Below are 14,396 nucleotides of genomic sequence, written 5' to 3'. Positions count from 1 at the left end.
TATGTATAATCTCAAGCAAAGCACATATTGAAAGGAAAAATTTATTTGTATTGAGGTTTTCAAGTGTAAATATTTATTGAGAAACTAAAGGTGCTAAGCTAGATAATAATGTATTTATGTTTTTTCTTATACATAATTAAACATTTCTATGGGAAAACTTAGTACAGAAAAAACTAAAGGAGTGAAACTTTAATGGGTGAAACTATATTAGAAAAAACTGAGGGCCGTATAAGTTACCATGATTCAGTAGAGGAAATGGTAAAAAGAATAAGAGAAGATGGTATGTCTAACGTATTTGATAGATATGCACTTCAAGAAAAAATTCGTTGCAAGTTCTGTCTAGAGGGACTAAGCTGTAAATTATGTTCTAACGGACCTTGTAGAATAAGTGAGAAGGGCGGCCAAACTAAAGGGGTATGTGGTATAGGACCTGATGCTATGGCCATGAGAGAATTTTTATTACATAATATTATGGGAGCTGGAACTTACAGCCACCATGCTTACGAAGCTTTCCGTACACTAAAAGCAACAGCTGAAGGAAAAACACCTTTTACAATTAAAGATGTTGACAAGTTAAAATGGATGTGTGAAAAAGTTGGTATAGATACTAATCAAGAAGTAAATGACATGGCAATTGAACTTGCAGTTTTACTTGAGGACCAACAAAGAATTGGGGTAGAAGAAGAAAACATTATGGTTAAAGCCTTTGCTCCAAAGAAAAGACAAGAAAAATGGAGAGAAATTGGAATCTACCCAGCAGGAACTGTTCATGAAGAGCAAAACTGTGTAGCAAGCTGTTTAACAAATGTAGATGGAAGCCATGTGTCTCTTGCTATGAAGGCATTAAGACTTGGTATTGCTACAATATATAATACTCAAATAGGTCTTGAAATGGTTCAAGATATATTATTTGGAACACCAACTCCTCACGAAGTTAATGTTGACCTTGGTATAATGGACCCTGAATACGTAAATATAGTATTCAATGGACATCAACCTTGGGCAGGAGTTGCCACTATGCAAAAGGCTAGAGGAATGGATGTTCAAGATAGAGCTAGAGCAGCAGGAGCAAAAGGACTTCGTATAGTAGGTTCTATAGAAACTGGTCAAGAATTATTACAAAGATTTGATGTAGATGATATATTCGTAGGGCTTATGGGTAACTGGCTTGCAATTGAGCCACTTCTAGCAACTGGTACTGTAGATGTATTTGCTATGGAAGAAAACTGTTCACCACCAGCAATAGATATGTATGCTGAGAAATATCAGGCTACTTTAGTTGCAGTAAGTACGCTTATAGATATGCCAGGGTTAGAGCACAAAATTCCTTATGACCCATCAGAAGTTGACACAATGGCAGATAAATTAATAGACCTTGCTATAGAAAACTTTAAAAAGAGAAAAGATAGCGTAAAACCAATGGTTCCTCAAATGACTACTAAGGCTATTGCTGGATTCTCTACAGAAGCAGTTTTAGGAGCCCTTGGAAACAAACTAGAGCCACTTGTAGATGTAATAGTTGCAGGAAAAATTAAAGGAGTAGTAGCTCTTGCAAACTGCTCAACTTTAAGAAATGGTCCACAAGACTGGATGACAGTAAACCTTACAAAAGAATTAATTAAGAGAGATATATTAGTGGTTGCTGGTGGATGTGGAAACCATGCTCTAGAGGTTGCAGGGCTTTGTAACTTAGATGCAAACAACACTATGGCTGGAGAAGGCTTAAGAGAAGTTTGTAATGCACTACAAATACCACCAGTATTAAGCTTTGGAACTTGTACAGATACTGGAAGAATATCAATGCTTGTAACAGCGTTAGCAGATCACTTAAATGTAGACGTACCAGACCTACCAATAGCTGTAACTGCACCAGAATGGATGGAACAAAAGGCTACTATAGATGGAGTGTTTGCTGTAGCTTATGGAGCATATACTCATTTATCTCCAGTACCATTTATCACAGGAGCTCCAGAATTAGTTGATTTATTAACTAATAAGGTAGAAGGAGTAACTGGTGGCAAGGTTGCTTTAGGAGATGACCCTGTTCAAGTTGCTAAAGATATAGAAACTCATATAAATAGCAAGAGAAAAGCAATGGGATTAAGCTAATCCTATAAAAAAGAGGGGATTCTTAAATTGTTATTTAAGAATGCTCCTCTTTATCTTTTATTAAGCAAGTATTATAGATTACTAAATTAATTTTCTATAATGATTTTTATAAAACAAACTAAGAATGATTTTGCAATCCATCATATTACTTAAATATGATAGAAGCATATTCATAAAAGTGAATAGATATTTATTCAATTTACATATACATAATTATTTGATAGAATTGTGTATTATAACATGATAATGAGGAGAGATAATATGGATTTAGAAAATATTAAAGCAAGTGTAGTTACAAATGTTTATCACATTAATGCAGAAAAAAATGTACCTCTTCATAAACACCCTAAAAATGATGAAATATTTTATTGTATTAAGGGAGAAGGTTTTGGAGTTTTAGAGAATGGAGAAGTTCAGCTAACCGTTGGAAAAGCTTTTATAGTTCCAGCAGGAGTGATGCATGCTCTAAGAACTGATAGTAATCTTTATGTTACCTCATTTTTAGTACCTGTAATTGAATAAGTAGCAGTAAATTGTTGATAGTTAATAAGTCCTTTGGTAAGCTTAGCCGAAGGATTTATTTTATTTTGAAGAATATATAGACTTATAGGATGAAGTTTTATTTTACTCAGTGTTAAAAGCATTATTTAAACTAACTATTATATAATAATTATCGTAAATAATATAAAGAAGAAAGGGCAAAATAAATCAGGATAAGTAGGGGGGCTGTGAAATTTGTTCACATTAAGAATACCCTAGATATTTAAAGTATATTAGACTTATCTACCTCTTTTAGGGAGACTATTTCTTGGAGATAATCCTTTGAATGTTGAAGTAATTTCTCTATATAAGTAAAATTGTATTAATAGCGGAATAGTAAAGTAGAAGGTATAAAGGGGCGAAGTAAAATGAAAAAGAAATCCTTAATAATATTAGTAGTTTTGTTAGTTATATTGATTCCAACCTTTGTATTAATAATAGGTAAGGAGAAGAATAACATGGAAAAACCAACAAGTACAAAATTAGAAAATAAAGAGCCTGAAAGAGGCGAAAACCAAGGCATAACTGTGAATAAGCTAGAGGTGATTTATCTTAATCCAAGTGAAGCAGAAAAAACTTTAGGAACAAGTTATACTAGCATAAAAAGACTAAAGGGATATAAGCTAATAACTGTAAACAATGAGGTGTATCTTTATATTGGTCTAGGTAAGAAGAATACAGGAGGCTATACTTTAGAGGTAGTAAATCTAGAGGATAGTGAAGGAATTTTAAATGTTCAGGTTAATATACAACAACCTAAAGAGGGCGATATTGTAACTCAAGCAATAACTTATCCTCATAAGGTTCTAAAACTTAACTTTATGCCTACAAAAGTAAATATTAAATCTATGAATACAGAAGATACTTTTGAAGAAGTTATACCTGAAGGAGTTATTGAGTAATAAAAATATGTTGTGGTTAATTTCTAGTAATTCTCATAAGGATAAGGATTACCTTTATAGTTTAGAAAGTAGATAGTTACACCATAGTAGAATAGTTAAATATTCATAGAAGCAATGATTTTATGATGATAAGGACTGTCTAATATTGCATTTTATGCGATATTAGACAGTCCTTTTGTTATAAATTCAATTTCTTACAATTAGTAAATTAGTGTACAAACTTTCCTTGCTCTGGCACTGCAATTTCTTCAAAATGCTTAGCTAGCATATCTAAGTGCCTTCTAAGTTCCTCACCCTCCATTGGTTTTCCATGGCTTGGAAGCACAAGATTTGGATTAAGCTCTTTAAGAAGTTTTACAGAAGCTTCAGCTGCCTTCCAATCTGTAGTTAAGTAGGCTGGAGGACCACTAATTTCTTCCTCTTGAGTTAAAACAGAAAGCAGAGATTCTTGCTTAACTGTAGTAAAAGCATCAGCAGGAATAAGCACACCATCACTTTCTCTATATAAGGATATGTGTCCTTCAGTATGACCAGGGGTATGAATCCATTTCCAACCAGGCATTCCAGGAATAACTCCATCAGATGGAAGCTCTTTAGCATAGGAGCCTAAATCGATGCTTGTGTGTGGGAAGGTTTTTGACATGGCAGCTACCATTCCGCCACCAACAGTTGGATCTCCAATTGGATAGTCCTTTTTACCTGTTATGTAAGGAAGTTCTAGATGGTGAATATAAACAGGCACATTCCAATACTTAGATAGTTTAATAACAGAGCCTACATGATCAAAATGGCCATGGGTAAGAATAATTGCTTCAGGCTTACTATCCTCACCAAAACGTTCCTTAGAAATTTCTAGAATATAATCTCCAGAGTTTTCAAGGCCTGTATCAACAAGAACCCACTTAGGATTTTCAATCTTTGGATTTCCCACTAAAAAAGCATTAACTACTCTAAATTCTAAAACCATAATATCTGAAAGTACTTCTTCTGAGGAAGTAGTAACTGCAGAAAGTCCTTCAACTAATATATTTCCCATAAGAGAAAACCTCCTTTAGGCATCTGATAATAAATAATAAGTTAAAATAAACTAATATTAATATACTGACTTATTTATTTTTAAGATGCTTTAATATATAAAATCTACCTAAAGCTTAGTATTTACCAAGGAAATAGTAGGTATGCTATATAGGTTATAAACATATTTTAAATTTCTTATTGGGAGGGAAAAGAACTTACTCATTAATAGATTAATGAAAAATTTAAAGATTTCATTTCATATGAAAGAATTATTGAAAATGGTTTTTCTAAAGATAATAAAAGTGCTTATACATAGATTCTTTAGGTTTAATGGATAATAAGAAAAAGAGAAACTGGAGGTAGGAATTATGAAAAGAGATTTAAGCAGAAGAAATAAGAGCTATACCATAAGAGAAGTTGAAGACAATTTAAATGGAATGACAAACCATATAACAGAAGGTTCAGATGTAGGAAGTGAGCCTTTTCCTTTTAGTGAAGAAGAAAATAAAACTAAAGAGCAATTTCATTTTGGAGCTATTGAAAGCAATAGACCTTTATAATTTATAACAATAAAAGATTGCAATACTAGAAGTGATTCAGGAGCAAACATAGGCTCCTGAATAAGTTAAGTTTAATTTGGATTTCTTAGAAAAAAGTATTATAATCTATTCCTTTGTGACATAAATTGGATTAGTATATAAATATATTATTTACTTTCAGATGCCTTATTAAAATCATGGGGGAATTAAGATGAGATGGGAGAGAGAAAATCGTAGAAGTAAAAAAGATGGAACAAATAAATTAAAAACTTGGGTTAAGATATTATTTTTTATTCATTTAGCAGTATATATTGCAGTTAACGGATTCTTAGCCTTTGTAAACTTTTTTACATGGAATGGCTACTTATGGTTTGTGTGGCCTTTGTTTTCATGGGGAATAGGCGTTATGATCCACGGGGGAATTACACTTTTAATAATTTATCTATGTAATTCTTCACAGAATGGACAATCTAATTAGGCATCTGAAAATAAATAACAAGTCAAAGGTGTAAAGGATATTTTGAGTTCACAAGCAAGCTCGTGCCGACAAGGAAATAGGTTCTGCAGATAGTAGAGCTATCTAAGGGTTCTGTTGACGCAGTATAACTCAAAATAGCCGAGCATACTGACTTACTTATTTTTTGAAGATGCCATATATAAACAAGTAAAAGATTATGGAGGATGAAACATGAGTTATTTACTTAAACCATTAAAAACTAAAAAAATAGAACTTACTAATCGTTTAGTTATGCCACCGATGGCTACAGCTAAATCTCAAGGTGATGGTAAAGTTAGTGAGGAGATTTTAAATTATTATCAGGAAAAATCAGAGGGAGGATATATCTCCCTAATAATTATTGAACATAGTTTTATAAATCAGCAGGGAAAAGCAAGCAATGGTCAGCTTTCAATTGCTCAGGATAGTGATATTGAAGGATTAAAAAAGTTAGCAAAGATAATTCAAAAAAGTGGCTCAAAGGCTGTAATGCAAATTAACCATGCAGGAGGGGCAGCAACTAGAGAGGTTACAGGAATAGCTCCAGTAGGGCCTTCAGCAACAGAAAATCCTCGCTTTAAAGATAGAGAAATACCTCAAGAGCTTTCTAAGGAAGATATAAAAAATATAATAAAAGATTTTGCTGAGGCAGCAAGACGTACTAAGGAAGCTGGTTTTGATGGGGTAGAAATTCACTCAGCTCATGGATATTTACTTAACCAGTTCTTCTCTCCACTTTCCAATAAGAGAACAGATGAATATGGCGGAGATGTGAATAGCCGTATTAGGATTCACCTTGAAGTAATTAAAGCTGTGAAAGATGCTGTTGGAGAGGACTTCCCAATACTTTTAAGATTAGGCGCAGCTGATTATATTGAAGGTGGAACTGTGGTTGAAGATAGCATAGTGGCAGCTAAAGCCTTTGAAAAGGCAGGAATAGATATTATTGATATTTCTGGAGGCTTCTTAGGCTATGTGATGCCAAATGCAACAGAACAAGGATATTTTTACCCACTAACAGAAGCTATTAAAAAAGAAGTTTCAATTCCAGTGATTTTAACAGGTGGAATTGTAGATGCTGAGGCTGCTGAAAAACTTCTTGCAGAGGATAAAGCAGACTTAATTGGAGTTGGAAGAGTAATATTTAAGGATTCAACTTGGGCTAAAAGAGCAGTAGAAACCTTGAGTTAATATTAAGTATAGTAAAAATCAATAAGCTTATATACACCTAACATTGTATAGGAATTGAAGAAGAGAATTTATTTTATCATACTCAAAAGATTTTAATGGAATCAAGGAAGAGTTTGTGTATAAATCTAGCCTACATTGATTCCATATAAATTCCATAAGATTATTAATTTAGGAGGATTATAATGAAATTTTGTTGGAGTACATTAAAGGTTAAAAACATGGAAGATTCACTTAAGTTTTATGAGGAGATTATTAATCTTAAGGTGAATAGGAGATTCAATGCTGGCCCAGGCGTTGAAATTGCTTTTTTAGGTGATGGAGAAACAAAGATCGAATTAATATGCGATAAAAACAATGAAGATATTAATGTAGGAAAAGATATATCTTGGGGTTTTGAAGTAGATTCAGTGGATGAAATGATTAGTTTTCTTAAAGAAAAAGGCATAGCAATTGCGGATGGCCCTATTCAACCAAATCCTCATACAAAATTTTTCTATGTAATTGATCCAAATGGTTTAAAAATTCAATTTGTTGAAAATATGTAGAGAATTATTAAGAATGTACTAAAGTGCTACAACCCTTATCCTTTTTAGAGGATAGGGGTTTAATTTTTTATTATTTTTAGTAGTATAGAATCTTTTATTTCAATATATTATTAGATATTGTAGATTGAAAAGCAAACACTTTCCCTCCTAATTTGATGTAAATGTTACAGCATTGATAAATTCATCAGTATTGTAATAAATGGTAAAATTAACTATATTAGTGGTAAAGAGTTTCACAACTGACACGATAATATAAGCAAAGGGGGAGATTATATGCAGATTCAAAGACTAAATAATTGGAGTAACCCAATGTATGTTAAGCTTAAAGAAGCTTCAGATAATCAAAAGAGAGAAAAAGCAGAAGAGGGAAAAAGTATAAAGATAGAAAAAACCTCAAATCAAATAATAAAAAATTTGGAGGAACTAAAAGAAGGTTTCAAGGAAGAAAAAACAAAACTTCAAGAAACAGAAATGGATCCTAAGGAAAAAAGAGCAAAACTTGAAGATATAAACAAAAAAATTGCCGAAATAGAAGCTGAAATTCAACAAATAAGATTAATGGAAAAAGAAAAAGAAGCCTTAGAAAAACAGCGTAAGATAGAAGAAAAAAGCAAAAGAGATGAAGGTATTAACTCTAGAAACAAAACAAACTCTAATGACAATATTGATGGAGTAATAGTTGAAGATAGTTTAAAGAAGTTAATTTCAGCTAAAAACAAATTAAGCAATGTAAGTAATTTTGGTAAAACTAAAACGACGCTAGAGGTTGAAAAAGGATACTTAAAGCCTACTGGAAATGAAAATTCCTTTGTTGATAGACAATATATTAAATTAACAAAAGGAATAAAAGGTATAGAAAACAGAATCTTAAATGAAGTAGGAAAAGTAAGCAAAGAAGTTAGTGATAATTATAAAGATAAAAAGGCTTTGAAAGATGAAAATGAAAAAGAATAAGGATCTCTTATTTTCATTAGAACGAGGTCAAGATAACATAGCAAGAAACAGAGTGTGCTAATTTTATTAACACACTCTGTTTCTTATTGCAAATGGACAAATTTTTTATGTTGAATTTGCTATTTTTCTTCAAATAAGTGTTACTTTAGATGAAAGCAAAAGTATAGCAATTTATTAAGTATATTACCTTAACTAAAAGTCATAAGTTGATTATGGTTTATAGAAGAAATGCATTCATAAGATAAGGTACTATAAAAGCCTCAATAAAAGCAGCTATAAGTAACATGGGTAATATAATAAAAATAAAAGCATCTTTAATTTCAACAATATACTTTTTTGTTGGAACTTTTTTTACTATTGAAGTCGTGATACTTAAGCAAAGGTGAATTCCAATACTAAAAGAATATAGTACTGCTGGAATTTCAAAAATTCCATGTGGAACCAATGCAACTAAAGCAATCAGAAATAAATTTTTTTTTAAAGCATCCATACCTGCTAGGATCAAGCCTACAGGATAGGCATTTTTAATGCATGCTATGACAGGTAAAAATACAAAGGGAAGGAATCCACTCAATATAGTAAAAAAACAAACAATTAAATTATTAATAAAAATCTGGCCAAATACATTGAAGGCTGTATCATTTAAAGCTAGTTGTGAAGCTTGATTATCTAAAATACTAATCACATTTTCTGGATTTCTTGTAAATATAAACTTTGTAATAATTAAGGAAGTAAAGAAAAGAAAAAAGCAAAATAAAAAATATTTAAATATAACCTTATTAAATTCTATAAATTCATTAGTAAAAATTTTTTTCATAATGTCCTCCTAAAAAGCATATCTAAGCTTAATAATAAATCATATTAATTGACAGTTTACATCTGGATAAGAAGGATTGTATCCTCAAAAGCTGAAAGAAATCAAATTATCTTCTTATAAATATAACAATAAAAGAAGATAAGAAGATATAGTATTCATGCTGGTTCCGGAGATTAGACACATATAAATTATATACTGCAAACATAACAAGTAAGGCTTTATTAGAAGATTAAGCTTGTATATAGCATATATTTCTTCAGATAAGATGTAGGCTTAAAATTATTTCAGCTTGTACATAAACATAATTATAGTGTAATATGGAAATAAAACAATATCCTGTAAGAAATTTGGCAATACTTATACAAAAGGAATATGAAGTAGTTTATAATTTTAATAATCTATTTAAAGAAGATTTTATTAGTACTCAAAGAAAAAGTAAAATCTTCAATATTAGAAGGAGATTACAATGGCTTTGAATTCTGATTTACTTACGAAGTTGATTTTTTTCACAATTATTATACATGTAGTAGACACCTTAGCTTATTCTGTTAGGTTAAATTCTGTTAAGAGCGGAAACTTTGCACTATCAATGTCTTTGTTCAATATCATAGTTTTAATTGCAAGAACAGCTAACATGGTTCAGGCTCCACTGATTGGATTAATTATTGATAGAAGTATTAACGCTAGCTATGATCCTATTATGGAAATTAGATATACTGTATTTGCAACTACTATAGGAACTGTAATAGGAATTTTATTGATACCTACTTTTTTAAGAGTTTTTTCTAAAGCAGTTACAAAACTTGAGGAGACAGGTTCTGTTCCAAGTTTAGTAGTACAATCTTTAAGTCTTGCAAACATTAAACGAGTTGCAAAGAATACTGTATCACCTTCAAGAAATATGCTTAAGAACCTGAGGTATAAAAATATTCCTAAAAGATTGCTATTAATGAATATTTTCATAACAGGGGTTTACACCATAGGAGTTCTATCAGTTTTCTATGCATCGACTTTTAACCCAGCTAAGAGGGTGGCAATTTCTTCATCCTCAGGGATGATTAATGGAATTGCAAGTATACTATTAACTCTTTTTGTTGACCCAAAAGCTGCAATGATAACCGATGAGGCAATGAGAGGAAAACGGGAATATGGAGATGTTAAAGCCTTAGTAATAGTACTTATTGGAACAAAACTTCTAGGAACTTTACTAGGTCAGGTGCTATTAGTGCCGGCGGCTAGAATCATAGAGTTTTTCTTTAGATAATAATATAAATAATTTAATAAATGGGGGAGAGTATTATGGCAACATGGATTGCACATTTAAGAGTAGGGGAAAAAATATTAAAAAGAATTTCAACTTGGAGGCAACTCCATTTTTAATTGGAAATATTGGGCCAGATTCAGGGGTGCCAAATGAAGATTGGAGTAGTTTTGACCCTCCAAAGAAAATTACTCACTGGATGGATGAAAATAAGAATTTTGATGCAGAAGAGTTTTGGAATAAGTATTTAAATAGTGAAGAAGTTAAAGAAGATAAGGAGAGATATTCCTTTTTATTAGGATACTACGTTCACTTGCTGACTGATATTCAGTGGTCAAAGCTTTATAAGAAGAAAAAAGAATTTCCACTTTATAGTGAGGGCCTAGAAAAGGATCCAAACTTTATTTGGACAATAAAAAAGGATTGGTATGGGTTAGATTATTTATATTTAAGTAAAAATCCACAATCCATGTTTTTTACAGTGTTTAAAAATGTTAGACAAGTTCCAGATTATCTAGATTATTTTCCAAAGGGTGCCTTTGAACTGCAAGTTAAGTATATAACTCAGTTTTACCTAGGAGAAAATGAAGAGACCAAAGAAAACTTCATATACTTAACAGAGGAAGAAATGGACAAATTTATTGAAGAAGCTACTGAAGAGATTGCAAGTATATTAAAAGAAAAGTTATGTTAATTTAATTAAGCTAAGCTATAGTCTCAATGTTAAGTCATAAGGTAGTAGAAAAAAGAGATAATAAGTGAGTGGAAAGTTCACCCTTATTATCTTTAAGCTTTTATTAAGGTGTAAAATAAGGGGCTATAAAAGGTTGAAAATATAAAGGAAGAACATAAGAGGGGATTTAAATTTATGAAAATAGATGAGTTAATTTGCAGCTTTCCAAAGGAGCTAAAAGAGCTTCTTGAAGGTTGTAGATATGAAGAAAACAAAGTAGGCTGCTCAGATACTATGGTTTACAAGGTTATAGGTAAAGATGGAAAAGACAATAGGTATTTGAAAGTAAGTAGCAATAAATTTGAAAACTTTAATTATGAAGTTGATTTACTAAATTGGATAAATGGAAAGCTACCTGTGCCACGAGTTCTATATCATGGTCATAGTGGAGAATACGAATTTTTCCTTATGTCCGAAATTTGCGGCAAAGACTCTTCAGTAATAGATGAAAACACTGATAAGGTAAAGGTAGCTAAAGCTTTAGCAAGAGGGTTAAGAGTAATTCATAGTGTACCAATTAAGCATTGTGATTTTGATCAGAGTTTAGAAACTAAACTAAAAATTGCAGAATATAATGTGGAAAATCATTTAGTAGATGAGGAAGATATAAAAAGTAGTGACCCAAATATTACTCCAGAGAAAATATTGAAAGAACTACAATATAACAGGCCTAATAGTGAGGATAGTGTGTTAACTCATGGGGATTACTGCCTACCTAATATCATATTAGATAAGGACTACAATATTTCAGGCTTTATTGACTGGGGTAGAGGGGGAGTCAGTGATAGGCACCAAGATATAGGTATAGGGTGTAGATCTATAAAAAAAAACTTAGGAGAAGAAATGGTTCCAGTGTTTCTTGAGGAATATGGCTTAGATAAAATTGACTATTCAAAAATTGATTATTATATATTATTAGATGAGTTATTTTAGAAATATACAACCAAACTATGTAGTATTTACTAATAGCCTTGTATGAAAGTTAAAGTGATATTAATTATCTTAATATCACTTTGACTTTTTGTGAATTATCCTATAACGACAAGGATTTTTATCTCTTGGAAATATAAATGCATTTTGAACTATAAAAGAATATTTTGAAAAAATAGAAAATAATTCTTGATATAATTAGTAACAATGTATATAATTGTAATATAAGTTTTAGTGATTATTTGGAAGAGGAATTATCTCATGGTTTTTAGGTGGTAATTCTTAGCTTAAAACTAAGCTTTCATGGGACAAAGTACATTTGTTTGAATTAGAGTTTCTTCCAAAGTAGTTAATAAAATTAATTTGTGTTTATTTAAGGAGGTTCTATTAATGATTAGATATACTTGCTAGTAATTTTCAAAATTGAAAATTTAAAAGAAGTTTTTCCATACCTAGTTATTAGGTCTTTTTGTGATGCTTCTTTATAGTAAGTTGAAAGAGTCATTTTATAGAATCTAAATATTATATTGTTTTTCAATTATGTGCTTTATGGTTTAATATGATGTTTTTAACATATTAAATACTTTAAAGAAGCCTAATTTAATTTATCTATATAAATTATTGGTGGGTTTCTTAAAGTGTATGAACTTAGCTTTGCTAGGTTTGTTTATGTGCAAGTAATTTTGAAAAATAGAATAGGTATTTATGACTATAGGAAGGCGGTGCTTTCTTATAGTCTTTTATTTTTTGATTGTTACTACTGCCATACTTGTAATTCATAGGAGAACATTATTAAAAAGTAAATAGGGAAATTAAGCAAATACAGGCTTCCTTAGTTAAGGTTTAATTTATTTAGGTTCAAAAAGCCTTAAGGGAACCAGGGTGGGACTCATGTATAAGATAAGTAGTAACTCTGCTTCCTTATACAATGGAAAATATTTCAAATTATTTATGGGGGGATTAGGATGATAAAGAAAATTTTAAAGCAGTATGAGAAGTGGGGGATAAAATGATTAAGAGAATAACAAACTTTAAAGCAACGTCAGACTTAAAGAAAATATTTCAACTATCTTGGCCAGTGATGGTGGGGATGATACTACAAAGTTTACTTGGAACAGTGGATATGATGTTTATATCTATCCTTGGAACTACTCCACTTGCAGCATCATCCATAGCTAACTCTGCAACTTCAGTGGTGTTTGTGTTTTCAACTTTAGTTTCAGCAGGAGTTATAGCTCTAGTTTCAAGAAGCTATGGGGAAGAGGATATGGACTCTGTTAGAAAATTTAGTGGAGAAGCTTTTCTAATTTCACTAATTATTGGTGGAATTCTTAGTGTTCTTTGCTATATCTACACTGTACCAATAATAAGGATTATGTTTAATCCAGGGCCTGAAATTACAGGATTTGCAAAAGAGTATCTTTCTGTAATGTTTATAGGAACAGTATTTGTGTTTCTAAATTCAGCAGCAAGAACAATTATGCAGGCTCTTGGAGATACCAAGACACCTCTTTATATTTTTGGGGCATCAAACATAATAAATGCAATCTTCACACCTTTATTTATGTTTCCTTTAAATATGGGAATAGCAGGAGCTGCATGGGCATCTGTATTATCTATGGTGTTTTCACTAGTAGCTATAACTTATTTATTAATTAAAAGAATTTATAATAAGAGTTTTATAGGCTTTCTTAAGTCTATGAAGTTAGAGCTAAGTAATACCTTAAGAATTTTAAAAATTGGAAGCTGGGCATGCATACAGCAAATTGCAAGACCTATAACAGGGATGCTAATGGTAAGACTAGTTTATGAAGTAGGGGGAAATTCAGCTTCAGCAGCCTTTGGAGCAGGAGGGCAATTATTTAACTATACTTTTATATTTCTTGTTGGATTATCTACAGCCATTGCAATTATGGTAGGTCAGAGCCTTGGAAGAAAAGATATTCATGGCTGCGATAATATCATAAAAGAAGGGATGAAACTGGCAGTTTTTAATATGATTTTATTTGCAATTCCTTATTTCATTTTTCCAGAGGGGATTATGAAAATATTTTCAAGAGAATATGAGGTTATAAAGGTTGGAGCAGAGTATTTAAGAATAGTTTATCTTGGAGTAATTTTTGTTATATTCCCAACTATTTATGGAGGAGTTTTTCAGGGAGCAGGGGATACTTTTCCTCCTATGATTTCTTCCCTAATTGCAAATGTGGTGCTAAAGTTACCAATTGCATATTTACTAGCTAAGACTTTTAACATGGGAACTAATGGAGTGTGGATAGCAGTTGCCCTATCTGTAATTATTGAAGCAGCAATTATAGTTGTTTATTTCAAAAGAAACAAGTGGAAAGAGAAGGTTATTTAG

Annotated in this window: 14 protein-coding genes; 12 read left to right on the top strand and 2 right to left on the bottom strand. The window is 31.3% G+C overall.

Annotated features, from left to right (window positions below):
• Window positions 1-192 precede the first annotated feature (192 nt).
• The 3 genes from cooS to J2Z44_RS12815 all read left to right on the top strand — a co-directional run bounded on the left by cooS (window position 193) and on the right by J2Z44_RS12815 (window position 3,551).
• Entirely contained in the window at window positions 193-2,109 is a 1,917-nt protein-coding gene (gene cooS, locus J2Z44_RS12825; RefSeq protein ID WP_021282138.1) for an anaerobic carbon-monoxide dehydrogenase catalytic subunit, read from the top strand.
• Window positions 2,110-2,370: 261 nt separating this feature from the next.
• A complete protein-coding gene (locus J2Z44_RS12820; RefSeq protein WP_021282139.1) occupies window positions 2,371-2,631 on the top strand; it encodes a cupin domain-containing protein in 261 nt (86 codons plus the stop codon).
• 386 nt (window positions 2,632-3,017) lie between these two features.
• Window positions 3,018-3,551 carry a protease complex subunit PrcB family protein gene (locus J2Z44_RS12815; protein WP_021282140.1) on the top strand — a complete coding sequence of 178 codons (534 nt, stop codon included), beginning with the start codon at window positions 3,018-3,020 and terminating at the stop codon, window positions 3,549-3,551.
• A gap of 208 nt (window positions 3,552-3,759) precedes the next feature.
• Here J2Z44_RS12815 and J2Z44_RS12810 read toward each other — a convergent pair whose 3' ends face one another.
• Window positions 3,760-4,587 (bottom strand): MBL fold metallo-hydrolase, encoded by an 828-nt coding sequence (locus tag J2Z44_RS12810; RefSeq protein WP_021282141.1) that lies wholly within the window; start codon window positions 4,585-4,587, stop codon window positions 3,760-3,762.
• A gap of 349 nt (window positions 4,588-4,936) precedes the next feature.
• On the opposite strand from J2Z44_RS12810, the gene J2Z44_RS12805 reads away from it, so the two are divergent.
• The 5 genes from J2Z44_RS12805 to J2Z44_RS12785 all read left to right on the top strand — a co-directional run bounded on the left by J2Z44_RS12805 (window position 4,937) and on the right by J2Z44_RS12785 (window position 8,293).
• Window positions 4,937-5,128: a hypothetical protein gene (locus J2Z44_RS12805; protein WP_021282142.1), complete on the top strand. Its 192-nt coding sequence runs from the start codon at window positions 4,937-4,939 to the stop codon at window positions 5,126-5,128.
• Window positions 5,129-5,318: 190 nt separating this feature from the next.
• The gene (locus J2Z44_RS12800; protein ID WP_209649631.1) at window positions 5,319-5,585 is read left to right on the top strand and encodes a 2TM domain-containing protein; all 267 of its coding nucleotides are present in this window, start codon (window positions 5,319-5,321) and stop codon (window positions 5,583-5,585) included.
• Window positions 5,586-5,795: 210 nt separating this feature from the next.
• Entirely contained in the window at window positions 5,796-6,794 is a 999-nt protein-coding gene (locus J2Z44_RS12795) for an NADH:flavin oxidoreductase (protein ID WP_209649629.1), read from the top strand.
• Window positions 6,795-6,976: 182 nt separating this feature from the next.
• Window positions 6,977-7,339 carry a VOC family protein gene (locus tag J2Z44_RS12790; RefSeq protein ID WP_021283641.1) on the top strand — a complete coding sequence of 121 codons (363 nt, stop codon included), beginning with the start codon at window positions 6,977-6,979 and terminating at the stop codon, window positions 7,337-7,339.
• Window positions 7,340-7,612: 273 nt separating this feature from the next.
• Window positions 7,613-8,293 (top strand): hypothetical protein, encoded by a 681-nt coding sequence (locus J2Z44_RS12785; RefSeq protein ID WP_021283642.1) that lies wholly within the window; start codon window positions 7,613-7,615, stop codon window positions 8,291-8,293.
• Window positions 8,294-8,510: 217 nt separating this feature from the next.
• Here J2Z44_RS12785 and J2Z44_RS12780 read toward each other — a convergent pair whose 3' ends face one another.
• Window positions 8,511-9,110, bottom strand: a complete 600-nt coding sequence (locus J2Z44_RS12780; protein ID WP_209649628.1) for a stage II sporulation protein M — start codon at window positions 9,108-9,110, stop codon at window positions 8,511-8,513.
• A gap of 466 nt (window positions 9,111-9,576) precedes the next feature.
• Between J2Z44_RS12780 and J2Z44_RS12775 the strand changes: the two genes are divergently transcribed.
• The 4 genes from J2Z44_RS12775 to J2Z44_RS12760 all read left to right on the top strand — a co-directional run bounded on the left by J2Z44_RS12775 (window position 9,577) and on the right by J2Z44_RS12760 (window position 14,396).
• On the top strand, window positions 9,577-10,374 hold the full coding sequence (locus J2Z44_RS12775) for a lipid II flippase Amj family protein (protein WP_021283644.1): 798 nt from the start codon (window positions 9,577-9,579) through the stop codon (window positions 10,372-10,374).
• Window positions 10,375-10,417: 43 nt separating this feature from the next.
• Window positions 10,418-11,065: a zinc dependent phospholipase C family protein gene (locus J2Z44_RS12770; RefSeq protein WP_021283645.1), complete on the top strand. Its 648-nt coding sequence runs from the start codon at window positions 10,418-10,420 to the stop codon at window positions 11,063-11,065.
• 174 nt (window positions 11,066-11,239) lie between these two features.
• On the top strand, window positions 11,240-12,037 hold the full coding sequence (locus J2Z44_RS12765) for an APH(3') family aminoglycoside O-phosphotransferase (RefSeq protein ID WP_021283646.1): 798 nt from the start codon (window positions 11,240-11,242) through the stop codon (window positions 12,035-12,037).
• 1,006 nt (window positions 12,038-13,043) lie between these two features.
• A complete protein-coding gene (locus tag J2Z44_RS12760) occupies window positions 13,044-14,396 on the top strand; it encodes an MATE family efflux transporter (RefSeq protein ID WP_021283647.1) in 1,353 nt (450 codons plus the stop codon).

The sequence above is a fragment of the Clostridium punense genome, assembly GCF_017874425.1.
Lineage (GTDB): Bacteria > Bacillota > Clostridia > Clostridiales > Clostridiaceae > Clostridium_J > Clostridium_J punense.
Note: the sequence above shows the minus strand (reverse complement) of the source record. Positions and strands in the feature narration are given on the sequence as shown.